Genomic DNA, 26127 nt, shown 5'->3' on the forward strand with positions numbered 1-26127 from the left:
ATGTTCACAGGACTAATTAGAGAGATAGCGCATGTTAAAAGTTTGGCTGGAAGTACACTTAGTGTGCGTGCAAAGCATAAAGCAAAGCTGGGGGATTCTATAGCGATAAACGGGGCTTGTCTTACTGTCATAAGCGTTACGAGTGATGGTTTTAGCGTGGAACTCTCTCCCGAGAGCCAAAAGCATCTAGCTATGGAGAACTATAAGGGCGAGGTACATATCGAGCCTGCCATGATGATGGGAGACAGGTTTGAGGGGCATGTCGTGCAGGGGCATGTGGACGCTATCGGTGTGGTGGAGAGCATAAAAAATAACGGCAACTCTTTTGATGTTTTTATAAAAATCGAGAAAAAGTTTATACCTTATGTCATCCCTAAAGGTTCTATAACGGTAGATGGAGTGAGTTTAACCGTAAATGAGGTGTTCGAGGAGAGTTTCCGTCTTACCATCATTCCCCACACTATGCGTGAGACACTCTTTAAAAACTACAAAAAAGGTTCACGGGTAAATATAGAGACCGATATGTTCGCAAGGTATGTTGCGCACATCTTAGCGCACAAAAAAAGCACGCTCTCATGGGATGAAGTCGATACTATTTTGGCACATTACTGATGAAACTAAAATCGCTCAAACACTACTTTGGGCATAACAGTTTTCGGGAGCTTCAAGAAGAGGGGGTGGATGCGGTTTTAAGCGGGCGTGATTTGCTTATGATCCTCCCCACTGGTGGCGGTAAATCGCTTGTTTATCAGCTTCCCACGCTTATGATGGATGGCATAACCATCGTCGTCTCTCCGCTTATCGCTCTTATGCAAGACCAAGTAGCCGCACTCAAAGCACAGCAGATCAGTGCCGACATGATAAGCTCTGCGCAAAACCGTGAAGAGGTAGAGAGCATCATCCAAAGGGCTTCTGTCGGTGCGCTAAAGTTTTTATATCTCTCTCCAGAGCGGCTAAACAACCAAGCGACGATTACGCTACTGCGTGGGCTTAACATCAACTTTTTTGTCATCGACGAGGCGCACTGTATCTCACAGTGGGGGCATGAGTTTAGGGATGACTACAGAGCATTGGGCATGTTGCGCTCAAACTTCCCGCACACGCCCATCTGCGCCTTTACAGCGACTTCAACCGGGCATGTTACGGAGGATATTTTACGGGAGTTGCGCCTTGAAAATCCGCTCCTCTTAAAAGGCAAAATCTTCCGCAAAAACATCTTTATCTCAGCGCAAAGAAGAGTGAGCAACGGGCATCTGCAACTCAAAGCATTTTTGCACCGCTACAAGGGCGAGAGCGGGATTATCTATGTGAGTTCACGCAAAAAGGCGGAGGAGTTAAGCAGCTATCTCAACTCCAACGGTTACCGCTCACTTCCCTATCATGCGGGACTACCGCAACATGTGCGAGAGCAAAATTTTAAGATTTTCGTCAATGACAAAGTAAACATCATGGTAGCCACCATCGCATTTGGCATGGGCATAGACAAGAGCGACATCCGTTTTGTAGTGCATATGTCGCTTCCAAAATCGCTCGAAAACTACTATCAAGAGATAGGAAGAGCGGGACGAGACGGCGAGGATGCGGAGGCACTTTTGCTCTTCAATGCAGGCGATATGGCGCAACACAAAAAGTTTTTGGAGGAGCTGACCCAGAGTGAGTACAAAGAGCATCTAAGCCAAAAAATTGACACGCTCTACAAATACGCCACAAGCGAGGTCTGTTTTCACCAGCAAATCGCCGCATTTTTCGACGACACTATCGATGAGTGCATTAACAGATGCGACAACTGCCTAAACTCAGACGAGAAGAGACAAAACATAACCAAAGAGGCGCAAATGCTTCTAAGCACAGTATATAAAACAGAGCAAAATTTCGGCAAAAACTACATCATCGACATACTTAGAGGCTCAAAAGAGCAAAAACTCCTAAACAACGGTGCCGATAATCTCTCCGTCTATGGCATCGGCGTACATCTCGCAAAAAAAGAGTGGTTTGTTATCTTGGAGCGGCTTTTAGAACTGAAGATTTTGCTTCTGGGAGAGTTTAGCACACTCAAACTCACGCAAGAGGCGGCAGAGATTTTAAGAGGCAAAAAAGAGCTATTTATCAAAGCCTCACGCCTAGAGATAAATGTGAAAGAGAAGAAAGTAAAACAAGAATCAAGAGACGATGTGGACACAGAACTCTTCGAGCAGTTACGCACGCTAAGAGCCTCACTAGCAGCCCAACTCAAAGTCCCCGCTTACATCATCTTCTCCGACAAAGTGCTTAAAAACATCGCCGCCGCAAAACCGCATGACAAAGAGAGCATGCTTGAGGTAAGCGGTGTCGGGGAGAAGAAGTTTGAACAGTTTGGGGAGGCGTTTTTGGCGGTTATCAATCCATAAGCGAACAAACAAGCGGATTGCACTTTATCTTATGCTGCATTAAGCCACCAAGACGGGAAGAAAACTTCAATTAACTTTTATATATTTTCTCTACCGTTTGCAAAAACTGTTCAAAATCCTCATCCAGTGTGTCCCATAAAACTTTATCATCCAAACCGAAATAGTGATGAGTTAAGATATCTCTCATCTTAGCGATTTCGCTCCATGGGATATTGGGATACTCTTTTGTAATCTCTTTTGGAAGCTGTTTTACGGCTTCACCTATATTTTCAAAGGCTTTTGCCACGGCATAAACTTTTTCTAAATTTTCCGTGAACTCTTCATATGTTACACCGTTTGTAAACTTTTTGATATTTTCACACTCTTGTAAAATATCTTTTGCATACAACCTCCAATCTCTGTTCGTACTAAACATATATAACATCTTTTGATATATAGCTTTTTAACGACTCTTTGATTGTGGCTTCTCTTACAAGGTCAACTTTCGCATGGAAATGTTCTTCGAGATATTTGTTTAACTTCAAATACGCAAACATCGAAAACTTTTTATTTTTATCTATTTCATAAATAATGTCAACATCGCTGTTTTTGGTTGATTCATCTCTAGCATATGAGCCAAAAAGTCCTATCTTGCTTATGCCGAACTGCTCGTGAAGGAATTGTTTTTTGTTTTTCAAATAATCTAAAATTTGTTCTTTATTCATATGTGCCTCCATAAAAATTTTTTCATTATAGCAAAATGTTATTGAATGCCTGACCCTTGTGCAACGGTGTTTTGTGCCAGCCACTTTTTTGCATCATCTTGAGCTAATCCCTAAGCGAACAAACAAGCGGATTGCACTTTATGCTGCATTAACTCCAAATTCTACTTGAAAATGAGTTGCTTTTACCTCTGCCACAAGTGCGTTGTTCTCTTTGTGAAGTTCTACTATGCCGTACCTCTCTAAAGTCTTAAGTGTTCTGGAGAGGTTTGATTTTGCTCTGCCTGTTAGCTCTTCCAGCTCTTTGAGTGATTTTGGACTCTTTTGCAATATAGTTTTTAACAGTTCTTGGTTCTCGCTTGAGAGGATTTGAGCCATTGATTTGATGGACTCAAACCACACTTTTGGTTCATCGCTCATTGGTCTATACTCGCCTTTTGCTATGGCTATAGTTCTTGCTTTATATTCAGATAGTGACATAATGCCGACTTTGATTGTTTTTGTATTCATAGGTTGTTCTCCAAATAATAATCTACACTCTTCCAAAAGTCCTCTATAAGCTGTGATGCTGATTCAAACTCATAGGATACGACTTCCATCTGTTTATGAATATGGTCATATGTCTCTTTTTTAGCTCCGTACTTTTGAGTGGGCTTAAAGCTATGTGCGTTGTCATATCCTATCACTCTTTGATTTCTTTTATCGTGAAGCGTAAGAGAGTATTTAACCCCGTATGGAACTGCGCTAGATGGTTTAACCTCTTTAGCTTCAAACTTCACCCAGCATCCGTTATCTAGTGGAAAGACTTCACCATCAAGCATCAATAGATTTTCTAAATCATTCACGGATTTCCTTTGTTATCAGCTAATGATAATATTATTCTCTTGACATCCGGCTTAATCATCCCTAAGCGAACAAACAAGCGGATTGCACTTTATCTTATGCTGCATATCTACTCCCTCAAACCCATTAAGCAGGCTTGGCGAGGCGATGGTTGCATCTCTAAACCCCTCTCCGCTATTGATGAAAAGCCCAAATCCATTCTCATAAAGAGCCAGTCTTGTGGGCAGTGCGATGGAGTATGTCGTGAGAACTCCGTCATCTTTTATGATATTTTTGATATCCGCAAAATACTCTCTCGTCCATAAAACAGGGTTGGATGCGGGCGAAAAAGCGTCTTGAAAAACCACATCAAAAGTTTTTGGCGCAAACTCTTTCACATAAACTCTTGCATCCCCCAAAAAAAGTTCGATGTGCGTAGTATCATCCTCATAAACCCCGTTGTTCACAAGTGCGGCGATGATAGGCAAAAACTCCTCAAACTCATCTGGATAGCTAAAATCCAAAAGCCCCGCCACCAAAGAGCTATCAAGCTCAGGCGAAAAGATACGCAGCTTCACATCGGGAGCGTTTTTTTGTCGGTGGTAAAGCATTGCAAGCGTGTTAAACCCAAGCCCAAAACAGATATCCAAAATCGTTATCTTTTTTGCGCCACTTTTAACCATAAAAGCAGGCTCAACATGTTTTTTCAGCGACTCAAAAAGCGCACCGTCTTTTGTGGAGTGGTAATGTTCATCGTACTCTTTGGAGTAAGCGGTATAGCTACCGTCGGCACTTTTTATCATAAGGTGTAGAGCATCATTAAACATATTCATAATCTTATTTTATAAAATTTATTATAGATTACAACTCTCTATCTAACTTCTCTAAAATCTGCAATCCCCTTTGGGTACTGCCTCTGGAAGCTTTAAGTTCAAACCTAGTTTTTGCATCGAACTGTGCAAGTGCTACTGTAGCAAATTCATCGAAGAGCTTGTTTAAGCTCACTCCTTGCTCTTTGGCATACTGTTTCAATCTTTCATGTTTAGAATCCGGTATTCTTAGTGTAACTGTACTCATGGCATCTCCTTTATAAAATCTTCTGGTGTTATAATCTTGTGTTTAAAAATCAACTCTGCGCTTTGAAAGTCTTTAACATTGTAAGTGATGATAGCTTCTGCTCCACTGGCAACTGCCAGCTCTACTACAAAGTTATCATTTTCATCTTTTAAATTGGGTCTCCACAGATAGTAAATCTCATTCCATCTGCAACTTGAAAGATATGCCTCAAAGAGTTCGTTTTGCTCAAGTAGCGTTAAAGGCGTTGATTCTTGAATCTTTTTTCTTTTCATAACATCCTCATACTCTCTCAAAAGAGCTTCACTCATTTGAGGAGAGAGCTTTGCTTGAAAAACCAATCTTAAAAGTTCTCTTGCTTTACTCTCTTTTGTGATAAGAGATGAAATCCACACGCTTGTATCTATGACTATTTTCATAAAGAAATGATAGCATATATACATTCAAAATTTACAACCCATTCCCCCACATATGCATCTTTTTTGCCACGATAAGGTCGTAGCCTTCTACTATTTCTATGGCGGATGGAGAGCGGAACTCGTGTTCTTCTAGCATTTGCATCACTTCAAGCGTGTTCATCATCCCTTTTTTCTCCATGATGATTATATTTGCGGTGTTTGCTAGGGTTGTGTATGAGAGTTTTAGTATCATTGGTTTGTTTTGGTGTGCGGCAAATATATCTTTGAGCAGAACTGTGTCGTGGTCTCTTGGGGCGGCACGGAATGGGGAGGCAAAGTCTAAAACACGCTCTACTTTTGCGTTGATGTCTGCCAACTCTTTTTCGCTTGGCGTACCATAAAGGGCAAGATGAAACTCTCCATCGACAAGCTTCATCATCTCACTAAAGAGTTTTGTGATGTCATCTGGTGTGGTGGTTACTTCAAGGTAGCGGTTGCCTGGTAAAGGGTTAAAAAGCTCCCGAAACTGGGAGAGTTTAGTATCTAAGCTCATTAAGTTCTCTAAAAAGATATGCCTCGACTATGTCATCGACGCTTCTTTGGATATGCGCCACCAAAACCATCATGCCTAACTCTATAAATGGCCAGACATATTCGTTGTCATTTTTTACTACCAAAATCTGGCTTTGGTTCTCAAATGCGTCTTTATCTTGGTTTATGTTTGTCTCTACGACCCTGCCCTCTTCTACAAGCAGTTGCACCCATACCGTCGCTTCATTTATGGCTGTGATGCGTGCCTCTTCGAGGTCGTTGTCGTCCATCGGTATCAAGATATACATGGGCTTATCCTATCTTTGTTTCATCGAGGGCTAGAGCATCGTTGTCCATCACGCCGATACCTCTCTCAAGTACCTTAGAGGCTATGGCTTTGGTATCTTCTAACGAGTGCATCGCACAAGTACCACACTGGTAAATGTTGAGTTCGGGGATATCTTTTTGCTCTTTTACTTTGAGGATATCTTCCATGGAAGCACTCCACGCATCCGCCACTCTTTGCTCATCAGGTGTACCGATGAGGCTCATGTAAAAGCCTGTACGGCATCCCATCGGCGAAATATCTATGATTTCGACATCATCCGCATTTAGATGGTCTCGCATAAAACCTGCAAAAAGATGCTCTAAAGTGTGGATACCCTCAGAGGATAAAATCTCCTTGTTTGGCGCAACAAAGCGCAAATCAAAAACGGTGATGTCATCGCCTTTTGGCGTTTTGATCCCTTTTGCACGGCGCACGGCAGGGGCTGGCATTTTAGTGTGGTCAACTTTGAAACTATCTAGTAACGGCATAAAATTTCCTTATTTTTTTGGGCTATTGTATCGTTTTTAGAAAAATAGACTACAATAACCAAAAATTTTTCGTATAATTTAAAACACGCTCTCTAAGGCTTCGCTACGCTGCAGAATCGTTCGCTTAGTTTTAAATTATGCGAAAAATCAAATCCAAACAATGGTGGCAAATGGAAGTTGGAAGAGTTATTCTTATAGGGGCTTCGACGGGTGGTCCAGGGCAGATAGAGAGCATCATCAAAGCACTTCCCTCGCTCAGACACACCACCATCATCATTGCGCAGCATATGGCGAGTGATTTTTTGGGCAGTTTTGCTAAGCGGATGAGTCAGCAGAGCGCAAACAGCGTTTATATCATAGAGAACAAAATGGTGCTTGAAGCTGGGTGCATCTACGTAGCACAAGGGGTTGTGACACTTACAGAGGAGCGCGAAGGGCTTGTCTTTCATCTCTCGCCACCAAAAGAGAGCCGTTTTAACCCTGACATCAACTCCATCTTTAGCGCATTTACACCCTATGCCAAAAGGTTTAAAACACTCGGTGTCATCCTTACGGGTATCGGCGATGACGGGGTGCAGGGGTGTAAAGAGCTGGCACTTCAAGGGGCAAGAACACTCACGCAAACGGCTCAAAGTGCCATCGTTGATGGGATGCCTGCAAGAGCGAGGCAAGAGGTAGAGGGCATAGAAATTTTAAACACAGATGAGATAAAAAATAAAATAACGGAGTTTTGCACATAATGTTTTTCGATTTTTTCAAAAAAAAAGAGCCACAAACAAACCACACACAAGAGCGTTGTGTTGAAGCATATGATGATATCGCCTCGGTTGCAACATTTTTTAAAAATGAGACGGGTGTCACTTTTGACAAGCAGACAAGTATCCTCAAAAACAAGCTTGTTACCTTTTGCAAACAGCGAGATATCTGCTCATTTGGCAAACTTTTAGAGAAAGTCTCATTTGACAAAACGCTCAAACAAGAACTTATCGATGCGCTTACAACCAATGAGACCTTTTTTTACCGTGAGTTTAAACAGATAGAAGAAATTGTAACGCTTGTAAAAAATTCTGGTGCTAGAGCAGAGATTTTATGCGCTCCGTGTGCGACGGGAGAAGAGCCTTACAGCATCGCCATAGCACTCTTAGAAGCGGGTGTTGCACCAAGCAGATTTCACATCACGGGGATAGACATAAACCAAGATGCCATCAACAAAGCAAAAGAGGCACGCTACAAAGAGCGCAATATCAGAAATCTCTCTGCGGCGGTTTTGCAACGCTATTTTAGGCAAGAAGATAGTGTTTATCTGCTTCACGAGAGCGTAAAATCGCAAGTTTCGCTCAAAGTCCTCAACCTTTTTGACCCCTCATTTAAGAGCATCGGAAAGTTTGACTTTATACTCAGCCGTAACATGCTTATCTACTTTGACAAAGAGACAAAACTCAAATCCAAAGAGATTTTGGAGAGTTTACGCAAAAATGCAAACCAAGCCATCTTTTTCGGTCACGCCGACCTTTTTTAAAGGTTCATTCGCTATAATAACTAAAATAAACAAGTGAGTAAATGTGCAAACCAACGTTAAATCAAGGCTCCTTTTTTTAGCCATCTTTCCGATTCTTTTTATCCTTGTGCTCTCTTTTATGATCCTCTCTGGCATCCTCAAAGAAAAAGAAAACCTAAACCTCACAAAACAGTACATCCTTGAGGCAGAAGCCATCTCAAGAGCGATTCATTTTATGCAGATAGAGCGCGGAACAACGGCGGGGTTGATTGCTGGAAATTTCCTCGATCCTCAAAATGAAAAACTTCAAATCATCAAGCTAGAGTCCGACAAGGCAATCTCTGATGCACAAAAAGTCATTCAACTCTGCAACACATGCCAATTTGGCGATACACTCCAATTTTTAGACCGTATGAAAAATCGCGACAATCAAAAACTCATGGCACTCCCAATCAACGACGCAAAAGCCTACTACACGCAAAACATCGAGATACTTCTCAACTTTATCAGAGAGATTCCCTCTCTTATGCAGGACAAAGAGAACCGAAACTACCTTCAAGCAAACAGCTCTTTAGCTCTTGCCAAAGAGTCGCTTGGGCAGATTCGCGCTCTTTTAAATGAGGTTTACACCCAAAAAACACTGACTGAAGAGTCCTTTGTCACACTTGTAAAGTTTTTGGAGATTTACCATCATAGTATTGCTGATTTTAAAAAGATAGCTTCAGAGGATTTGATGGGTGTCTATGAGAAAAACTTTGCGACTGAGGCAGTAAAAGCGACCTTTGCAATGGTAGAGGATGTGTACCGCAACAAAAACAGCGCGGATTTGAGCATCACTCCAACGCACTGGTTTGAACAAGCAACGCTCGCCATCAACGCACACAAACAGCTAGAACATGAGCTCTTTAACACCGTTACTAGGGCTATCAACAACAAGCTAGATATGACGCTGTATAAAATCCTCCTTATCGCATCTTTTTTACTTCTCACCATTGCTGCGCTTGTCACTCTTATGGTGCTTATCATCAAAAAAATTCTCTTCTCGACCAACTCGCTCAAAGAGGAGCACACCAACTCACTCTCACTCTTAGAACAGTACAAGATGGCGGTGGATAGAAGCTTTATCGTCTCCAAAACAGACCCAAAAGGTATCATCACCTACGCAAATGACGCTTTTTGCGAGATAAGCGGCTATGCACGCGAAGAGCTACTTGGCAAAGCACACAACAAAGTCAGACATCCAGATATGAAAAAAGAGACGTTCAAAGAGATGTGGCGCACCATCAAAACGCTCAAGCAGCCTTGGTACGGAGAGATTCTTAACTCTCGCAAAGATGGCTCTTCCTACTGGGTAAAAGCTGTCATCCATCCCATCCTTGACGCGCAGGGCGAGGTGGTGGAGTATATCGGGATACGAACAGACATCAACGAAATCAAAAATGCGCTTATCACCGACAGACTTACAGGTTTTGACAACAGAGTGAAGCTTACAAGCGACATTCAAGAGCTCAGCGACCTCTCTTTGGCGATTCTCAATCTTGATGATTTTAGACAGCTCAATGACTTTTATGGGCACCAGTTTGGCAATCTTGTCATCATCTCCGTGGCAAACAAAATCTACTCTTACACGGCGTGTGATGCAAAGCTCAAATTTTACAGACTTCAAGGAGATGAGTTTGTTATTTTGGGGCTCTCTTATGAAAGAGAGCTCTTTATCGCTACCATCAAAGAGATTATTGCTAAGATTAAAGAGAAGTTTAGCCTCAAAAATGAGGAGATTTTGCTCTCATGCAGTTGCGGTATCGCATTTGAGGGGGAGGAGCATATCCTCTCAAACGCCAACATGGCACTTAAAACCGCAAAGAAAAATGGCGCTGATTTTCTCATCTACGACCCTTTGTTCTCGCTCAACAAGCAGTATGAAACAAACATGGTCATGACAAAAAAGATTGCTCAAGCGCTTAAGGACAACGGCATCATCACCTACTACCAGCCCATCATCAACAACAAAAACTACGAAGATAAAAAGTATGAGTGTTTGGTGCGCATGCGTGATGGCGAGAAGATTTTATCGCCCTTTTTCTTTTTAGATATAGCAAAACGCTCCAAACAGTACTTTGGGATTACCAAAGCAGTTGTTGCGCAAGCTTTTGCGATGTTTGAGAAGAGCGAGGCGGATTTTTCCATCAATCTCTCCATCAACGACATCTTAGAACCTGATGTCTCAAACTACATCCTAGCGATGCTAGAGCGCTACGGGATTGGCGAGCGGGTTGTTTTTGAGATAGTCGAATCAGAATACATTGAAAATTTTGCAGGTGTTTTAGAGTTTATCACACGTGTCAAAAAGTATAAGTGCAAGATTGCGATTGACGATTTTGGAACGGGTTATAGCAACTTTGAGTATCTCATCAAGCTCAAAGCAGATTTTCTCAAAATCGACGGTTCACTCATCAAAAACATAGATAAAGATGAAAATGCGCGCCTTGTCGTCTCGACTATCGTAGAGTTTTCGAAGAAACTGGGCATGAAGAGCGTTGCAGAGTTTGTTGAAAATGAGGCAATTTTAAATATTGTCAAAGAGATGGGCATCGACTACTCGCAAGGGTACTACTTTTGCGCGCCCAAAGAGAGCCTCTAAACCCTCTCTAAGAGCTTTTTGAGGATGGAGAGTTTCGCCTTGAGACTCTCTTGCTCCTGCACTGATGAAGCATTTTTGAGCTCCTCTTTTGTCTCTTCTATCTTTTTGAGGAGTTTTTCCTTTATCTTCTCTTGCTTTTCTTCATCTTTTTCGCCAAAAAAGAGCTTTTCTATCCCCTCTAAAACCTTATCTATCTTCATTTTTTGCTCCTAAAATTCTGATATCTTTGTCTTTTATCCACAAGATTGTAGCCGCCTGAAGTAACTTTTGTGTTACATCGTATGCAAATGCACTATCGTTGATGAGTGAGGTCGCCATCTTTGAGTCCACTCTGTTTTCTCTTATGAGCGCATCGATGCGGCTGTTTTTGATGCTATCAAGCGCTTTGGTGCTCTCTTTTAAAAGTTCAATGGCGGAGAGCACATCAAGATCATCCACATGCTCTTTAAGCCTCTCTATGACGTCAATCGTTTTGGCGATTTGGATACGGATGTTGTTGTACTCCTCTTTGACATAGCTGTTTTTTGACCTTGCATAGTAGAAGATATTTTTTTGCAAATCTCTCATATTTTTGATGGCTTCGACGATTTCACGAGAGGCAAGTTTTAGTTCATAGACATGGTTTTGCTCTTCGACGCTCATGTGCTCCTGCGAGAGCGTTGCGTAGTAAATGATGTCGCTGTAGAGTGACTTAATCTTTTGGGCATAAAACTCATCGATGTCTGCGTTGATGCTAATCTCGGAGTTTTTGACCACATTTTCGATATCTGGACTTTTTATAAAGATGTGTCTATGCAGTGAGATAGAGTGCGCTATCGCCTCAATCGCACTCTCATAAAGGCGCATGGTCTCCTTTTTTATCGCCTCAATCGCTGCATTGGGAACGTTGATAACTACCTTGTCAAGATAGAGCGGTTTGAGTGCGTAGATGTTGACTTCGATAAAAAGCGTCTCAAGATACTTGACAAGTTGTTTTGTAAAAGGAGCGACAAGAAGCACGCCCATCACATTGAAAAGAGTGTGAAAAAGAGCAAGTTTCATCGCATAATCACTCTGGGCTATGCCGATTTTTGAAGCGACAAAGTTCGTAAAATCACTGAGCGGATACAAAAGAGAGAGTGCAACAAATGCTGTAATAAGGTTGAAGATAAGATGCGCCGTTGCCACTCTTTTGCCATTGGGGTTGGAGGAGAGCGCACCCAAAATAGCCGTAATCGTCGTACCTATATTTGCTCCGATTGCTAGTTCAAGCGCGTTGATGTAGATGATTTGGTTGGCTGCAAGTGCAGTGATGACAAGCGCCATAGTTGCAGCACTCGACTGCATAACCACAGTTGCAACCACTCCAAGCGAGACATAAACCAAAGCCCCAAGATAGCCCTCAACAGCGAATTTTGAGATATCAAACCTCTGTTGCAAAACCTCAAACCCATCTTTCATGTAGTCAATACCCAAAAAGACAAAACCAAGCCCAAGCAGAATTTTTCCAAACCCCTGATAACTTTTACTTTGGGCAAACTTCAAAACTACACCAAAGATAACCATCGGCATCGCAAAAGTAGCAATATCTATCTTAACACCAAAAGCAGAGATAATCCACGCCGTGGTCGTCGAGCCGATGTTAGAACCAAAAACAACCCCGATAGCACCGCTAAGCGTGATAAGCTCCGCGCTTAAAAAAGAGATGACGATAATGGAAACCAAAGAGGAGCTCTGCATGATAGCAGTTGCTACAAACCCAGTACCGATGGCTTTTGCAAGCGTGTCCGTACTTGCCTGCAACACGCTCTCAAGCACTCCACCGCTAAAGAGCCCAAAACCCTCTTCCATAAAGAGCATCCCCACCAAAAAGATAGCAATACCCGCGATGATGAGGGTGTAGTGCCCCCCATAAAAAAGCACAAAGGCAAGAGAGAGTAAAAAAAATTGGAAATAGTATTTTCTTAGCATGGATGACCTTTTGTAAGATAACATACTACTACTTTTTATTTTAAATTTGCTTTTTTTTCAATCCCAAACTCCCCAGCAACAAGCCGATTTGGTATAATGTTTTTAAATAGACTTCTTTCATAACCTCTGTTTATTCACTAAGGCTTCACGGTGGGTACCCCAAATCTAGCTTGCTAGATTTGACCCTTCCGTTGCAGAATCGTTCACAAACAGAGGTTATGAAAGAAGTCTAATAAAGGGTTTTAAATAATGTGCAGAGTTTTCTTTTTTCTTTTTCTTCTCTTTAGTAGCGTTTATGCGCAAAACTATCCGATTCTTTATGAGCATTTAGCAACGCCTCTTTATAACTCCATGAACTCTTTAAAAAAAATCTCGGATAGAGAAGATATAAACAAAACCTGCGCTTCATTTATCACAAATGCAGAGCAAACACTACAATTTGGCAAAAATATAGACGCAAACGACACATCTTTGACAAAAGAGTATCTGCTTAGGCTGAGAAAACTTCAAACCGAGTACAACCATACCCTGCATCTTATTCATAAGCAAATCAGCAAGTCTATAGATGAAGATGATTATGAAAAATTTTTGCAACTAACAAACTGTGAGCTAGATGGTTTGCTTCAAAACAGAGCCTTGCTTGATGCCTCTTTGGGATTTTATGAAAAAAAGAAGAAAAACAAAAAGAGTGCGTTTTTAGAGAAACAGGCTGAAAAATTTAAGCTTATCGAAGAGTACCAAAATGAGTTTATCAACGCAAGTGTTACGGATAGTATCGACTCGTCAAAAAAGGCGAAAAAACAAGAGCTCGTCTATCTTGAAGCAAAAAAAGTTGGCAAAGAGATAGCCATTTATGCCTACAACAACAATCCCTACACGGTTACGATAAATATAAAAGCGGACTTTACCAATTTAAAGTCCGACAAAGCAAAACTCTCATCTTTTACTCTTGGAGCGAACGCAAACGTAGAGTGCACTCGTCTTACTCCCATAAACGGCAATGCTTACTCCTACGCCTTAGAATATACTTGGATTTTAGGCTCGCAAAATGCCCTGCATGATGATAGCTATATCTATAGACTCCCTTTTTCTATTGGGAGTTCGCACATAGTTTCGCAAGGCTATAACGGAGGAAAAACACACTTTGGAAGCAGTCGCTATGCCATAGACTTTGCTATGAACGTGGGGACGAAAATCTACGCCGCAAGAGAGGGAAAAGTGGTAAAAACAAAGGCAGACTCCAACATTGGCGGCATAGGTAAAGAGTACTCAAAACATGGCAACTTTGTAACCATAGAACATAGTGACAAAACCTTTGCAACCTACTATCATCTCAAGCAAAACGGTGTAGCGGTGAGTGTCGGAAGCACAGTCAAAAGAGGCGACCTTTTGGGTTACTCAGGAAATACAGGTTATTCAAGCGGTCCGCATTTGCACTTTGCGGTGTTTACGCTTGATAGCAACTTAAAGACGCAGACACTTCCAGTCAAGTTTAAAAGTGTCAACATGGTGGTCGATAACCCACAAAAAGGAAGCTCTTATAAGGCTTTATAGCTAGAAACTCTCTTCATAGTGAACAAAACAACCGCCGCAAATGCCAGCATACAGCCCACCACGGTCGAGAGTGCGACAACCTCATCATAAACAACCCAACTTGAAGCAATCGCTCCAATGGGGACGATAAACATAAAAACTCCCGTTCTATGCGCCCCAACTTTCCCCGCTGAGACAAAATAGAGTGCCGTGCTAAATGTCCCCGGAATCACGCCCACAAAAATGATGGTTACCCAAAAAACAGCGTCATACGCCCCAAAATCAAAAGGGGCATAGGGAAGTGCAAAGAGCATATTTATAAAAGCCGTTATGCCAAAAACAACGAAAGTGTAAAACATCAAATCCGCCCTCTTCGCCGCCTTTTGCGAGATAACCGTCACAATCGCCCAAACAAACGCACACCCCAAAAAGTATAGACTCTGCGCATCCAAAAACCCAAACCCATCAAAAGGTATGCGAAGAAGGATAAGCGCACCCAAAACCCCGATAAAAAGTGCCATAACTTGTCTGGACGAAATTTTCGTACCCAAAAAAAGGATAGAGAGCGCATAAGTGATGATGGGAGAGAGCGAGGTAACGATAGTCCCGCCATACCCCGCATCCCCATGAGAAAGCCCCGCAAAAAAGAGGTAGTTAAAAAGCGAGGTAAGAACCCCCGCCAAAAACATATAGCCATACCCTTTTACATCGCTTTTAAAGGGCGTTTTAAAGTACCACACAAGAGGGATGATGGCTATAAAAGAGACCCCATACCGCCAAAAAGCCGCCACCTGAGCATTTGAATGCTCCGCCGCCACCTTCCCCGCCGTCCAAGCAATACCCCAAAAAAGCATGGCGATAATCATAAGTACAAAATAGCGTGTCTGATTTTTAGTGCTGCTCATTTTTTAGCTCTATTTTTTAGCGAATTATACAGCCTATTTTTTCAAATACTCCAACGCTATCTTCTTTGCCTCTACTCCGTTTGCGCCATCGCCTTTTATGTTAAAAGCGAAAACGGTAGTTTTGTCATGATTTTGCACAAATCCTACAAACCATCCCACTCCGCCGCAGCTTCCCGTTTTTCCGCCAAGCAGGTAAGTATCGCTTTTTTCTAAAGTCATAATATCTTTAACCGTATCCATCACATGTTGCCCAAATTCCAAATCATTGCGCATAAGCCGTGAGAGAAAATCAACCTGTTCGTTTAAAGAAATTTTGAGGCTTCCGCCGCCCAGCCAAAAGCCCCTAAGAGCATCTGAGGTATCCGCATTGCCGTACTTAGCCCTGCTTACATACTCTCGCATTCTCTGCTCGCCTATGCGGCTAGCCAACTCTTGATAAAACCAAACCGTTGACACCGCTATGGCAGAGCGCATAGTGTGGTCTTGATTCCATGCGGGGTATTCTCGTTTTACACCGTCCCACTTTATAACCTCATTCTCATCTTTTACAACTCTGCTATCAAGAGCTATCATAGAGTTTAGGATTTTAAAAGTAGAACAAGGACTAAGCCTCTCATCCGCACGCACCCCAAAAACCCTTTTTTGCGAACTGTTCAGATCCAACACAACCGCACTCCCGTCAAACTTGCCGAAATTTGGCTCTTTGGCAAACAGAGGTAACATAAATATAAATAGGATTATCAGCAAAGTCGTGTATAGCCTCATCATAGCTCTACTATTCCTTCAAAATATTTTATGCCGTATCCTGCTATCTCAACTCTTGAGCCGTACAATTTGCAAAAAACTTCTCCGCCTCTTTGTGAGATTTGTTTTGCTCTAAACTCATTTTTACCCAAAACTTTGCTCCAGTAAGGCGCGAGCTGAGTAAAAGCAGCACCTGTAACAGGATCTTCATCTATACCGATTTTTGGAGCGAAGAAACGGCAGACAAAATCATACTCTTGGCTTTTTGAAGTGATGATTACGCCTCTAGCACCAATATTTTTTAGCTTCTCTAGGTTTGGTTTTGCTTTTAAAATATCTTCTTCATTTTCAAAAACAAGCAGATAGTCCATCGACTTATAACACTCTTTTGGCTGCATCACAAACGCTTCTGCTATGGCAAGTGGAATCGGACATGCCGTAATCTCCTGAGCCGGAAAATCCATAAGAAGTTTATCCCTCTCTCTTCTAACACGCAACTCACCGCTTTTTGAATCAAAAACAATCTCATCGTTTGGGTAGTTCAAAATCTCAAACAATACAAACGCACTAGCGAGTGTCGCATGTCCGCACATGTCAACCTCTTCAAGCGGCGTGAACCATCGGATATGATAATTCGTACCCTCCTTTACAAAAAACGCTGTCTCAGAGAGGTTGTTCTCCATCGCTATCTTGCGCATTAACGCATCATCTAGCCAACTATCCAAAGGACAAACCGCCGCAGGGTTTCCTTCAAATATTTTTTTTGCAAAAGCATCTATTTGATATAGTTTAAGTTGCATATATTCTCCTTTTTATTTTCATATGCCAACCACCCTCAATGCTGATGTTCACCCTCAAGCAGCTCTTTTGCCGCCTCATCTGAGAGCTGTTCTATCTCCAAAATCTCCCCGCTTGCTACAATTGCGACACCTGCAAGTTCATGATTTGCGTTGAGGATTGCATACTTTTCATCTATGCTCTCAACCACGTAAACAATGCCTTCTTCTTCGCCGTCAAGTTCCGTGCCTACGGCGATATCCTCAGGCAAATCTTCTAGCAACTCTTTCAAAACTAAACTCTCATCGTACTCTCCAAACGCTTCTGCGGGAGTGAGCGTAACATGAAAAGTATCGCCTACTTTTTTTCCCATAAGCGCATCTTCTAGCTTTTGAAATATTTGAGCGTAACCGCCGTGAAGATACATAAGCTCGTCGCTATCATCAATGATGTTTCCCTCTTGATCTTCTAACTTTATAAGCATTGACACAAGTGTGTTTTTTTTGATTTTGTCCATAGAAAATCCTTTGTTTTTATTTACTTCTATACCCTCTACTACCAACTCCCCGTCCCGTGTAGTTTTTCTTAAAACATACCTGACAGATGCCGTAAGGGGAGTTTGGCGGGAGTGGGGCGTTGCACATTCTGCATTTTTGGGCGAGTTGGTTTTGTTGGAGGGAGTTTTCTATAAATTTGTTCAAAACTCCCCTTGCCGCTCTTGCTCTGTTTGTGTCGATAAAGTAGTCGCCAAAGCGGTAGCTGAGCCAGAGGTAGAGAGAAATCTCTTTTACCATATCTTCCGCACGCAAAAGGTCGTCTGTGGTTTGGGCGTGTGTGCTTGTGAGGATGGGCATGGTGTAAGGCACTGGTATCTTTTTCTCCAGTGCGCCAAGGTAGCTCTCGTATGCACCCGTGATATAGGGCGATTTTAACGTTAGCGGTGCGCATGCGAGATGGTATTTTGTGGTCAAATCTAGGTCATAGCTATCTACAAGCACGGAAGCTTCAAGCATATCGTCAAGATTTGTCGCCACAAACGGACCGTCAAACTCCATATTTTTGACAAAAAACTTGAGTATTTCATGAAGCGATTTCTCCTCCAAGATTGTGCCGACAAGCTTGATATGGTCGAGATTTGCCATTACTTTAAAAGGTATGGCGATTTTATGCGCCTCTTTGTGAAAATTTTTCTTCACGATATGCAAAACATCCGCACTCAAAGCCCCCACGTACCCCTTTTCATGCATTCCGTATCTTCCCGCACGTCCTGAGATTTGGTGTACTTCACTCGGCAGAAGATTTCTGTCGTTTACTCCGTCAAACTTCTCTGCTTTTGAAAAAAGGATGGTTTTGATGGGCATGTTAAGCCCCATGGCGATGGCATCGGTGGCAACAAGTATCTGCGTCTCGCCTGCACGAAAGCGTCTCGCCTCTTCACGCCGCACCTCTGGCGAGAGGTTTCCATAAACCACACTCACGCTAAAGTGCTTTGAAAATGTCTGTTTGAGTTTAAGCACATCTTTGCGGCTAAAAGCGATGATGGCACTTCCCTCTTCCACCTCTCGCTCATGAACAGGTGCATCGAGAAACACAAGCGGGTTTTTTCTCTCAAACTCCACTATCTCAAGCTCCTCGCCCAGATACGCCGCAAGTGCCTCAATCGCCTCTTTGACATTTGGCGAACCCGTCATGATAATCTCTTTTGCAGGTGCGCCGATGATGGCATTTGCCCACGCCCAGCCACGGTCACGGTCGTCTATCATCTGCACCTCATCGATAACGCAAACATCCACATCCACGTCAAAGTTACACATCTCGATGGTAGAGCTGATGTGTGTCGCCTCCTCATCAAGTATCTGCTCCTCGCCCGTGATAAGCGAGGCATCAATCCCGCTCTCCCGCAACTCCTCAAATCCCTCCAACGCCAAAAGTCTAAGCGGTGCGAGGTAGTACCCCGTGTCGGCGTTTTTTAGTTTTTGCATCGCTTGGTAGGTTTTGCCGCTGTTTGTCGGTCCTATGTGAAGTACAAGTTTGCGCCGCATATCACGGGCAAGCGGAAAGAGGTTTTTAAAATCCCTAATCGTGCGGGCAAGGAGTTCATAACGCTGTTTTTTGGCTATCTCTTCATGGATGGAGAAGGTAAATCGCTTGAGTGTTTTGCGTGCAACTTTTGGCGAGATGACAAGCGACATCGGCAGGAGTTCAAGCAGGGCATCATACACTTTTGCATGGAGTGCTTCAGGGCTTAGATGCAGCAGCGTGGCATAAGAGCCGCACTCCGCAACCAAAGATGAAAGGTCTGCAAAAAAATGCTCCTCATGCTCTTTTTTTGCCGCCGCTATCACCTCGCTAAAATCAAGCGTTTTACTCTTCCAAATCTCCCCCAAAAGCGAGTTCAACTCAACATGTAACTCCAGCGTATAAGGCTGTTCTTTGTTGCTATAAGGAAGTTTGCAACTCTCGCTAAGAGCTATTAAAAGCTCTTCATCATGGAGTTGCAAGGCAGTTTCTCCAAACTCTTCAGAGACGATGCGCTTTAAAATCTCCTCTTTAAGCGGCGGGTAAGAGAGTTTTGACTTGGGCGGTGCAGCGCGTAGCGCACTCACTATCTCTTTTTGGCTCAAATAGGGATGCTCCTCTCCAAGCATTGCCAAAAAGCTATCTATCTCTTTTTGCTTCAACGCCACAACACGCTCTTTTTCCTCTTCTATCTCCCCAACAAGCGCATCTTCCTCACCCTCTTGCAGATAGTCGTACTCATAGATTTTTGTGTTGAGTGTGAGGATTTTATGAAAATTCTGCCCGTAGATAACATAACGAAGCGAAGCGTTAAACTCCAAAGAGTCGTCGATGTCAAAAACCCCATCCAACCTCTTTTGGATACGCTCTTTTTTTAGACCGTAGCGTATGTGACGGAGCTTTGACTCCATCTTTTCGATAGATATTTTTTTGCTTCTCACATCCATAAATGCTTCACGCAAAAGCCCCGCTTCCTCAGGAGTTGCGTCTAGCTCGTCAATGAGCATATCTATCTTGTCATCACGCTCCAAACTTGGCTCTTTTGGTGCAGTTGCCTTGTAAATCCTCCCCTCATGCTCGAAAAAGTCCAAAATTGCCCCACGATAATCACTATCCACCTCACTCCAAATCATCCGCGCCACTTTAAGAAGCATCTCTTTGCTTCCCTCTACATCGTAGATGCCAAGATAATGAAATAGTTCGCTCAAAGTCTGCGTACTTACCCTCGCAACCCCCACATCAAAAGGGTCTCCGTCAAAATATTTTTTGATTTTCTGGTTGATTTTGGAGTTTTTTTTACTTTTTTTTGCCATGTTTTGGCTCCCTGTAATATCTTCTCATTCTATTAATTTTCTACTTTAACACCACTTAGAAAGTGCGATATCAGCCTCTTGATGCTAGAATGATAGCTTAAATTCTTCTCCTAAAGGTTCAAAAATGTTAGCTTATTTTCACGATGTACAACCAGAGATTTTGGCATACAAAGAGAGACTTGAAAAAAACAATATGGTTATCGACAAAACCAATCTTCTTTTTCTCAATCTTATCTTAAATATTTTGAACTATCTTGCCACCGAAAATCCCGAGAAACTTGATGAACTGTGCGAGTACAATGTTTTAACGATGCGCAAGGAGTTTGAGGGCGTTATAAGAAATGAGGCTGTGAACGAAAAAGCGCAATCGATTTTGCTCACATTTTTTCTTCGTATCGCCAAAGAGATGGAGATAAAGTACAAGCAAATTGAGAATGAGGATTTGCAAAAACTCTTCACGCTCTTGACATCAAAAGATTTCAAACTCCCCTCTTACATCAAAGACCAAAAGAGTTTTGCGCTAGAGAGCATGCCTGACAATGTCAAGCGAATGCTCTACATGAAAAGTTGATGCGGTGTCTCAACTCCGAGTTTTAAAAACGGCGCACACTGTTTGAGAAGCTCTTGATGAGCGGTGTGCGTATCTAAGTCTGAACTAGGCGTAAAGACCTCTCCATCGGCTACAACTATATCGATACCGCCGAAACTCTTAACCGCTCTCTCTACTACAGCAGAAATCTCTTCGCTTTTTACTGCATCACATCTCACAACCACCGCACCTTGAGCCCTTAACATATCTGCCCTCTCCAAGCCTACAACGATGGCTATTTTTCCACTAAGAGGAGCTGTTTTTGCACCGTTTTTGAGTTTTGCCTGCTCAAGCGACCAGTACTCAACCTCAAATATATCTTTTGCGCTAAGAGCCTTGTAACCGCCGAGTTTTTGGGCTTTTAGTATCGCTTCAAAGGTATGCTCATTGATATCTTTTATGATATTTGCCTCTTTTGTATTTGCACCAAAAGAGAGCGTTCCTCTGCCCTTAAGTATCGCAAAATTGGGTGCGGGGTTGAGAAGCGTCTCGCCATGTTCATTTGCTTCAAAATACTCTTTGTACTCTTTGACAAACCGTGCCAAATCAGCACTCACATCATCGCCCAAAAGTGCGGGAACTCTCTTTGTGCGTATAACATGGTCGGGTGTGAGCGGTCCTTGCACGGCGATTTTCTCAACATCCTGCTTTGAAAAATGCACCGCCAAATCACTCTCGTTAAAGATGGAGATAGTCGCAACACCTTTTAGATTTGAAACCTCTTTGCGGATTTTTGCCAAGGTAAGCAAATCCACAGAAGAAGCCGCACTCTCACACTCCAAGACCGCCCCATTTTTCTCAAGATACTTCTCTGCCGCATCCACCAACTCTATGGTTTTTTCATACGATTTTTTGCCATCATCGCTAAATGTAAAAAGCCCATGATTCATAAGAACCATTCCATCAAGCTCCTCCCACACGACATCTCTTATCATATCATAAACAAGTTTTGCAAGCACAAATCCGGGCATGATGTATGGGATAACCAAAACTCTGTCCCCATAAATCTCTCTGGTTTTCTCCTCGCCACCGTAAGTATTGGTAATAGTCACAACCGCATCTGCATGCGTGTGGTCAACAAACTTAAAAGGGATGATAGCGTGCAAAATCGCCTCAACAGAGGGGTTTGGAGCAGATGGATTTGTCATAGCAAGACGCTGCTGTGCCACCATATCGGTGTCGCTAAGCTCCTTTAACTCCGCCATCTTAAGCAGTGCATCCATCTTTACGGGAGCAAAACCCTCCGCCTCGATAGTCGCCAAATCCCAGCCGCTCCCCTTAACATAAAGCACCTCTTCACTCTCACCCAAAAGATTTGTAACGGTTGATTTTACAGAGGTATTTCCGCCGCCATGAAGCACCAAAGAAGCATCACGCCCAAGCAGCCTTGAGGTATAAACCCGCAAATCCAAATCTGTTTTACATCCAAACGCCTCTTTGTCATCATAAAAACTTCTCAAACACTCATCCTCTCTCTTAATTCACTCACCCCTTTGCCGGTGATAAACCCGCCAATAAGCCTTGCAGGAGTTACATCAGAGCCAAAACTTACTGCCGCTGAACCCTCATGTGTTATGCGAACTCTGCGAAAAACTCCATCAGCATCCACGCCTTTGACAAACTTTACCTCATCGCTGCTTCTCTCATCCACACGTGCCTCATCCGTACCAACACCAAACAAGGAAGTCGGAAGTGCAACGTAAAAAGGTATATTGTTGTCATGCGCTGCGAGTGCCAAAAGATATGTTCCCACACTTGCCACCGCATCGCCGTTTTCATTCACTCTATCGGCACTCACTATTACCATATCCACCTCGCCGCACTGCATCAAATGCCCTGCCATGCTATCGGTTATGATAGTGTGGTCTATCTCATTTTGAGCAAGCTCCCATGCGCCAAGCGACGCACCCTGATTTGTAGGTCTGCTCTCTGTTAAGAAAAGATGCACATCCACCCCTCTTCTCTTTGCCTCATAAATAGGCGCAAATGCCGCCCCCTCATCCACAAAAGCAAGATATCCACCGCTGGAGTGGGTCAAGATATTGATTTTCTCCTTTCCACTCTTTTTACGCATCTCCTCTATGAGCTCACAGCCTACCTCTGCTATCTTTTGGCTCTCCAACGCCTCTTTATCACTCAACTCTATCGCAAGCGCTCTTGCATCTTCTATCACATCTTGCGACTCTCTAAGTCGCTCCATCATCACATCAACTGCCCATGAAAGATTGCCTCTTACCAAACACGCCTCACGCAACAAAGCCGCCTTTTCTTGAAGTGCCTCATAATCCCCATCCACCTCAATAGCAGCTATATAAACCCCAAAAGCCGCCACAACTCCGACAACCCCCGCACCGCAAACGGTTCTATTTTTTATGGCGTTTACCGCCTCTTCTGTATTTGTTAAATAGCGTGTATCATAGACAAAAGGCAACTGACGCTGGTCGATTACCTCCAAACACTCATCAAACATCTCATCGCTAAGCCATAACGCTTTATAATTACCTTGCATTTCTGATTTCCCTTAAGTCGGAAGTTTAAAAAATTGTAGCATAATTCACTTTTGTTATTTTTACAGATTTTACGCAGCCTATAGGACGTGGGGCTTTAGCCCCGCCTTAAATACGTAAATTATTTCACTAAAAAAAGGAGTGCATCATGGGTTGGACATGCCAACATGACCATAACGGTTACTGCAAACTTATAAAAAAAGCGTGTGTTCCGGGGATGAAGAGGTGTATATTGCAAAAAAGCGAATACATCTTTAGCACGGGCAGTTTTGAAGAGGACAAAAAAATCAAAGAGTCCAAAGAGCCAAAAGAAGAGATTGATTTTGCGGCACTAGCCAGAAGCAATTAGCCCCAAAACTCCAACGGATTTGGATACTTAAAACTATATCCAAGCTCTTTGATGACCTTGTCTGACAAAACTCTGCGCTTTGTAAAACCCTCAAACTCCCCAACATCCACACTAAAATTTTGAGCATTTTTTTGATGTATTTCAAGGCGTGTCGGATGCAGGGGTGCTACAAGGTTGTAAATCCCTTGCGTTATACCACACTCCAACATCCGCTTTATGATAGCTATGACATCATCCCTATGGATGTAGTTCACATAGCCGTCTTGAAACTTTGTCGCACTCTTCCAACGCCCTGCAACCCTATCCTCACCCATCAGCCCGCCAAGTCTCAATACTAGCACCCTCTCTCTAAGCCCAAGCAGCAACTCCTCCGCCTCTTTGATAAGCGATGATTGCGATATAACAGCACTCTCATCCACATCGCCGTCAAACTCTTTATAGACGGATGTAGAACTCATAAGTATGATATTTGCGTCGTGTTTTGTAAGTGCGGCTATTTTTTGAAGCGTTGCGAGGTAGTTATCTTTTGTGTGCATGGCGATGATGAGCGTATCGCTCTGCCAAAACGGGGCATCATCTTTTGTTGTCTCTCTTGAGAAGCACTCCACCTCAAACTCTTTTTCAAGTTCAAGAGAGAGCGGTTTTCCAAGCCAGCCACACCCAAATATGCCCACTTTTTTCATAAAATCTATTGCTTTGGCTTGTTTTCGTTATAGCTTTTTTTGATGACGACCATCTCGTAGATAGTGACTTCAGGCATCGCTTCTTCTATAAGCTTATCCGTCTCGGCAAATTTACCCTTCATCTTCTCTATCTCTGTATAACCTTTAGGTTTTACCTCACTCGTAGCCAAACCGAAACTCGCCGCCCAAACGATAGCGAGCATGACCCAAACCGTCTTTTTTGCGCCTGTATAGACACCTAAAAAGTGAAATGCGATGCTTAAAATCGCACCTATTAAAAGAATCGTTGTTAAACTCATTTTGCTAAATTGTCTCCCCGTGGTTTCATCTCAACTCCCGTTCCCTCTAACATCTTATCTCCAAAGCTTTTCACGCCCAAAGTGCCCAAAAGCATCAAAAAGATAACAAGAAAAAGAAAAAGTATCGCTAAGCCATAGCGTCTGAGCGTCTCTTTCATTTCGTTTGATTCTCTTCTTGAAACACATCACTTCCCTTCCAGTCAACGCAGCGAGAAGTATGAAAATCTCTGATATAGTCATCATGTTTAAAGAGGTGATCTTCAAGTCTCCACCCTAAGCTTTGTGAGAGAAGTACAGATTTTGAGATGGTTCTTTGCATCTTGTTTTCACAGATGATGGTCTCTCCCGCATTGAAAAGCGCCTCAACTCCATTCATTCTTTTTACTGTAATTGTGTAGTGAAATGCCACCATCATAGAGACGACAACACCCACTGAAATCATCCCTTTTTTAAATGCACCCTTTGGCATAAAATCTCTTGTTGTAACAACTGCAGTCACACTCAAAATAAAAATCCCTATAACGATATAGACTATCTCTAGCTCTAAAAAAAGTTGCATATCTACTCCTTTGCCTCACTATATTGCTCTTCCCAAGCCTCAAACTCAGGAGTAAAATACTCTATGCGCACCTTTTTAAACTCGCGTGAGCTATAAAGCGGCATATGACTTTTTGCATCAATCTCAGCAGCCATCTCTTCTATGATGCTATTTGTCTCTTCCTCGCTCTTTCCATGCACCATAGTAAAGAGGTTGTAAGGCCAGTTTGGATATTTTGGGCGAAGGTAGCAGTGAGAAACGGCACTAAATGCAGCCGCTTTTTCACCTATCATTTCTCCGTTTTGCTCGTCCACATCCCAAACAACCATAGCATTTGCGCTAAATCCTGCTTTTCTATGGTTAAGGATAGAAGCAAATCGTCTCATAACACCCGCCTCTTGAAGCTCATCAAGCGCGCCAAAAAAAGTATCATAATCTATCCCTATGGCATCAACCATCTTCTTAAATGGCTCCTGTACAAACTCGATATCGTTTTGTGCATAACGGATGATAGCGTGGTGCAGCGGAGTGAGCTCTATCTCTTTATGCTCTACTCGCTTTACCTCCTCTTTCTTCTCATCTTTTCCGGTTGTATTGAGTTTGACATTGATTTTAAAGAGTTTGAGTGTCGGCAGAATGATAAAATCATCCGCTTTTGTCAACACGGCAAGCAGCTCAACCGTCTTTTGAAGACCTAGCTTAGAGTTTGGAGCGACTGCAAGCGTAAACCAGATGTTAAAATCATGATTTCTCTCATAGTTGTGCGAAATCCCAGGATGCGAGTTGATAATCTTGACCGCATCGCTGATTTTTTGGGGCGCGATTTTAAATGCAACCAAAGAGGAGACATAACCTAATCTTTTTGTGTCAAAAATAGCTGACGTTTGACGTACTATATTTGCTTTTTTCTGCTCTTGTAAAATAGCAAGAACCTCATCTTCACTCATACCCAGCTCATCAGCAATTACTTCAAATGGTCTTGCAACCAAAGGAAATTTCTTTTGAATACGCGATAATATTTCATCTTTCATCTCTAGTTCTCATCCATTTTTT

General features: G+C 42.7%; 32 protein-coding genes. 8 read left to right on the top strand and 24 right to left on the bottom strand.

The annotated features are described in order from the left end of the window. Both ribE and recQ read left to right on the top strand, forming a co-directional pair. Entirely contained in the window at positions 1-612 is a 612-nt protein-coding gene (ribE, locus tag AC6H4V_RS10995; protein ID WP_497606871.1) for a riboflavin synthase, read from the top strand. Beyond that, positions 612-2387: a DNA helicase RecQ gene (recQ, locus tag AC6H4V_RS11000; RefSeq protein ID WP_497606872.1), complete on the top strand. Its 1776-nt coding sequence runs from the start codon at positions 612-614 to the stop codon at positions 2385-2387. The genes ribE and recQ overlap by 1 nt, the downstream gene beginning before the upstream one ends. 70 nt (positions 2388-2457) lie before the next feature. Here the strand turns inward: recQ and AC6H4V_RS11005 are convergent, their stop codons facing one another. The 10 genes from AC6H4V_RS11005 to luxS all read right to left on the bottom strand — a co-directional run bounded on the left by AC6H4V_RS11005 (position 2458) and on the right by luxS (position 6729). Next, the gene (locus tag AC6H4V_RS11005) at positions 2458-2802 is read right to left on the bottom strand and encodes a HepT-like ribonuclease domain-containing protein (RefSeq protein WP_497606873.1); all 345 of its coding nucleotides are present in this window, start codon (positions 2800-2802) and stop codon (positions 2458-2460) included. After that, entirely contained in the window at positions 2795-3091 is a 297-nt protein-coding gene (locus tag AC6H4V_RS11010) for a nucleotidyltransferase family protein (protein WP_497606874.1), read from the bottom strand. The genes AC6H4V_RS11005 and AC6H4V_RS11010 overlap by 8 nt, the downstream gene beginning before the upstream one ends. A 138-nt stretch (positions 3092-3229) precedes the next feature. Further along, positions 3230-3598 (bottom strand): HVO_A0114 family putative DNA-binding protein, encoded by a 369-nt coding sequence (locus AC6H4V_RS11015; RefSeq protein ID WP_497606875.1) that lies wholly within the window; start codon positions 3596-3598, stop codon positions 3230-3232. Continuing rightward, the gene (locus AC6H4V_RS11020) at positions 3595-3933 is read right to left on the bottom strand and encodes a toxin-antitoxin system TumE family protein (RefSeq protein WP_428729065.1); all 339 of its coding nucleotides are present in this window, start codon (positions 3931-3933) and stop codon (positions 3595-3597) included. Before AC6H4V_RS11020 ends, AC6H4V_RS11015 begins: the two co-directional genes overlap by 4 nt. Positions 3934-3984: 51 nt before the next feature. Then, positions 3985-4743, bottom strand: a complete 759-nt coding sequence (locus AC6H4V_RS11025; protein ID WP_497606876.1) for a tRNA (5-methylaminomethyl-2-thiouridine)(34)-methyltransferase MnmD — start codon at positions 4741-4743, stop codon at positions 3985-3987. A 28-nt stretch (positions 4744-4771) separates the two neighbouring features. Continuing rightward, positions 4772-4987 carry a toxin-antitoxin system HicB family antitoxin gene (locus AC6H4V_RS11030; RefSeq protein ID WP_428729063.1) on the bottom strand — a complete coding sequence of 72 codons (216 nt, stop codon included), beginning with the start codon at positions 4985-4987 and terminating at the stop codon, positions 4772-4774. After that, positions 4984-5403, bottom strand: coding sequence for a putative toxin-antitoxin system toxin component, PIN family (locus AC6H4V_RS11035; RefSeq protein ID WP_497606877.1), 420 nt, complete (start codon positions 5401-5403; stop codon positions 4984-4986). Before AC6H4V_RS11035 ends, AC6H4V_RS11030 begins: the two co-directional genes overlap by 4 nt. A 31-nt stretch (positions 5404-5434) precedes the next feature. Then, positions 5435-5935, bottom strand: coding sequence for a hypothetical protein (locus AC6H4V_RS11040; RefSeq protein WP_497606878.1), 501 nt, complete (start codon positions 5933-5935; stop codon positions 5435-5437). After that, on the bottom strand, positions 5919-6221 hold the full coding sequence (locus AC6H4V_RS11045; protein ID WP_497606879.1) for a hypothetical protein: 303 nt from the start codon (positions 6219-6221) through the stop codon (positions 5919-5921). The genes AC6H4V_RS11040 and AC6H4V_RS11045 overlap by 17 nt, the downstream gene beginning before the upstream one ends. A 4-nt stretch (positions 6222-6225) precedes the next feature. Then, on the bottom strand, positions 6226-6729 hold the full coding sequence (luxS, locus tag AC6H4V_RS11050) for an S-ribosylhomocysteine lyase (protein ID WP_497606880.1): 504 nt from the start codon (positions 6727-6729) through the stop codon (positions 6226-6228). A gap of 170 nt (positions 6730-6899) precedes the next feature. Here luxS and AC6H4V_RS11055 point away from each other — a divergent pair, with 170 nt between their 5' ends. From AC6H4V_RS11055 to AC6H4V_RS11065, 3 genes are read left to right on the top strand one after another with little or no spacing between them, the layout of a single operon-like run. After that, complete coding sequence (locus AC6H4V_RS11055; RefSeq protein WP_497606881.1) at positions 6900-7469, top strand: chemotaxis protein CheB; 570 nt, start codon at positions 6900-6902, stop codon at positions 7467-7469. Continuing rightward, positions 7469-8248 (top strand): CheR family methyltransferase, encoded by a 780-nt coding sequence (locus AC6H4V_RS11060; RefSeq protein WP_497606882.1) that lies wholly within the window; start codon positions 7469-7471, stop codon positions 8246-8248. The genes AC6H4V_RS11055 and AC6H4V_RS11060 overlap by 1 nt, the downstream gene beginning before the upstream one ends. Before the next feature lie 43 nt (positions 8249-8291). Beyond that, positions 8292-10868, top strand: coding sequence for an EAL domain-containing protein (locus AC6H4V_RS11065; protein WP_497606883.1), 2577 nt, complete (start codon positions 8292-8294; stop codon positions 10866-10868). Here AC6H4V_RS11065 and AC6H4V_RS11070 read toward each other — a convergent pair. Both AC6H4V_RS11070 and AC6H4V_RS11075 read right to left on the bottom strand, forming a co-directional pair. After that, on the bottom strand, positions 10865-11068 hold the full coding sequence (locus AC6H4V_RS11070; RefSeq protein ID WP_428729055.1) for a hypothetical protein: 204 nt from the start codon (positions 11066-11068) through the stop codon (positions 10865-10867). The genes AC6H4V_RS11065 and AC6H4V_RS11070 overlap by 4 nt on opposite strands. Further along, on the bottom strand, positions 11055-12818 hold the full coding sequence (locus AC6H4V_RS11075; RefSeq protein WP_497606884.1) for a Na/Pi cotransporter family protein: 1764 nt from the start codon (positions 12816-12818) through the stop codon (positions 11055-11057). Before AC6H4V_RS11075 ends, AC6H4V_RS11070 begins: the two co-directional genes overlap by 14 nt. Before the next feature lie 249 nt (positions 12819-13067). On the opposite strand from AC6H4V_RS11075, the gene AC6H4V_RS11080 reads away from it, so the two are divergent. Further along, entirely contained in the window at positions 13068-14372 is a 1305-nt protein-coding gene (locus AC6H4V_RS11080) for a M23 family metallopeptidase (protein ID WP_497606885.1), read from the top strand. Here AC6H4V_RS11080 and AC6H4V_RS11085 read toward each other — a convergent pair. From AC6H4V_RS11085 to AC6H4V_RS11105, 5 genes are read right to left on the bottom strand one after another with little or no spacing between them, the layout of a single operon-like run. After that, positions 14357-15256, bottom strand: a complete 900-nt coding sequence (locus tag AC6H4V_RS11085) for a DMT family transporter (protein WP_497606886.1) — start codon at positions 15254-15256, stop codon at positions 14357-14359. The two genes, AC6H4V_RS11080 and AC6H4V_RS11085, sit on opposite strands and share 16 nt — an antisense overlap. Before the next feature lie 33 nt (positions 15257-15289). After that, positions 15290-15979, bottom strand: coding sequence for a penicillin-binding transpeptidase domain-containing protein (locus AC6H4V_RS11090; RefSeq protein ID WP_497606887.1), 690 nt, complete (start codon positions 15977-15979; stop codon positions 15290-15292). Positions 15980-16020: 41 nt separating this feature from the next. Continuing rightward, on the bottom strand, positions 16021-16800 hold the full coding sequence (locus tag AC6H4V_RS11095) for a PhzF family phenazine biosynthesis protein (protein WP_497606888.1): 780 nt from the start codon (positions 16798-16800) through the stop codon (positions 16021-16023). Between the two features lie 35 nt (positions 16801-16835). Further along, positions 16836-17294, bottom strand: a complete 459-nt coding sequence (locus AC6H4V_RS11100) for an FKBP-type peptidyl-prolyl cis-trans isomerase (protein WP_497606889.1) — start codon at positions 17292-17294, stop codon at positions 16836-16838. Positions 17295-17310: 16 nt separating this feature from the next. After that, on the bottom strand, positions 17311-20109 hold the full coding sequence (locus tag AC6H4V_RS11105) for a helicase-related protein (RefSeq protein ID WP_497606890.1): 2799 nt from the start codon (positions 20107-20109) through the stop codon (positions 17311-17313). 124 nt (positions 20110-20233) lie between these two features. Here AC6H4V_RS11105 and AC6H4V_RS11110 point away from each other — a divergent pair, with 124 nt between their 5' ends. After that, positions 20234-20680, top strand: coding sequence for a hypothetical protein (locus AC6H4V_RS11110; RefSeq protein WP_497606891.1), 447 nt, complete (start codon positions 20234-20236; stop codon positions 20678-20680). On the opposite strand, the gene AC6H4V_RS11115 is transcribed toward AC6H4V_RS11110, so the two are convergent. Together AC6H4V_RS11115 and mtnA are read right to left on the bottom strand one after the other, a co-directional pair. Further along, the gene (locus tag AC6H4V_RS11115; protein ID WP_497606892.1) at positions 20665-22158 is read right to left on the bottom strand and encodes a class II aldolase/adducin family protein; all 1494 of its coding nucleotides are present in this window, start codon (positions 22156-22158) and stop codon (positions 20665-20667) included. The genes AC6H4V_RS11110 and AC6H4V_RS11115 overlap by 16 nt on opposite strands. After that, the gene (gene mtnA / locus AC6H4V_RS11120) at positions 22155-23207 is read right to left on the bottom strand and encodes an S-methyl-5-thioribose-1-phosphate isomerase (protein WP_497606893.1); all 1053 of its coding nucleotides are present in this window, start codon (positions 23205-23207) and stop codon (positions 22155-22157) included. Before mtnA ends, AC6H4V_RS11115 begins: the two co-directional genes overlap by 4 nt. A 146-nt stretch (positions 23208-23353) precedes the next feature. Between mtnA and AC6H4V_RS11125 the strand changes: the two genes are divergently transcribed. Next, on the top strand, positions 23354-23554 hold the full coding sequence (locus AC6H4V_RS11125; RefSeq protein WP_497606894.1) for a hypothetical protein: 201 nt from the start codon (positions 23354-23356) through the stop codon (positions 23552-23554). Here AC6H4V_RS11125 and AC6H4V_RS11130 read toward each other — a convergent pair. The 5 genes from AC6H4V_RS11130 to ahbA are packed head-to-tail and all read right to left on the bottom strand — an operon-like array spanning position 23551 to position 26105. Then, a complete protein-coding gene (locus tag AC6H4V_RS11130; protein ID WP_497606895.1) occupies positions 23551-24237 on the bottom strand; it encodes a Rossmann-fold NAD(P)-binding domain-containing protein in 687 nt (228 codons plus the stop codon). The genes AC6H4V_RS11125 and AC6H4V_RS11130 overlap by 4 nt on opposite strands. Positions 24238-24242: 5 nt before the next feature. After that, positions 24243-24536, bottom strand: a complete 294-nt coding sequence (locus AC6H4V_RS11135) for a hypothetical protein (protein ID WP_497606896.1) — start codon at positions 24534-24536, stop codon at positions 24243-24245. Further along, positions 24533-24694 carry a hypothetical protein gene (locus AC6H4V_RS11140; RefSeq protein ID WP_428729036.1) on the bottom strand — a complete coding sequence of 54 codons (162 nt, stop codon included), beginning with the start codon at positions 24692-24694 and terminating at the stop codon, positions 24533-24535. Before AC6H4V_RS11140 ends, AC6H4V_RS11135 begins: the two co-directional genes overlap by 4 nt. Further along, entirely contained in the window at positions 24691-25095 is a 405-nt protein-coding gene (locus AC6H4V_RS11145; RefSeq protein ID WP_497606897.1) for a hypothetical protein, read from the bottom strand. The genes AC6H4V_RS11140 and AC6H4V_RS11145 overlap by 4 nt, the downstream gene beginning before the upstream one ends. 2 nt (positions 25096-25097) lie before the next feature. After that, a complete protein-coding gene (gene ahbA / locus AC6H4V_RS11150) occupies positions 25098-26105 on the bottom strand; it encodes a siroheme decarboxylase subunit alpha (RefSeq protein ID WP_497606898.1) in 1008 nt (335 codons plus the stop codon). Between the last annotated feature and the right edge of the window lie 22 nt (positions 26106-26127).

It is taken from the genome of Sulfurimonas lacustris (assembly GCF_059705355.1).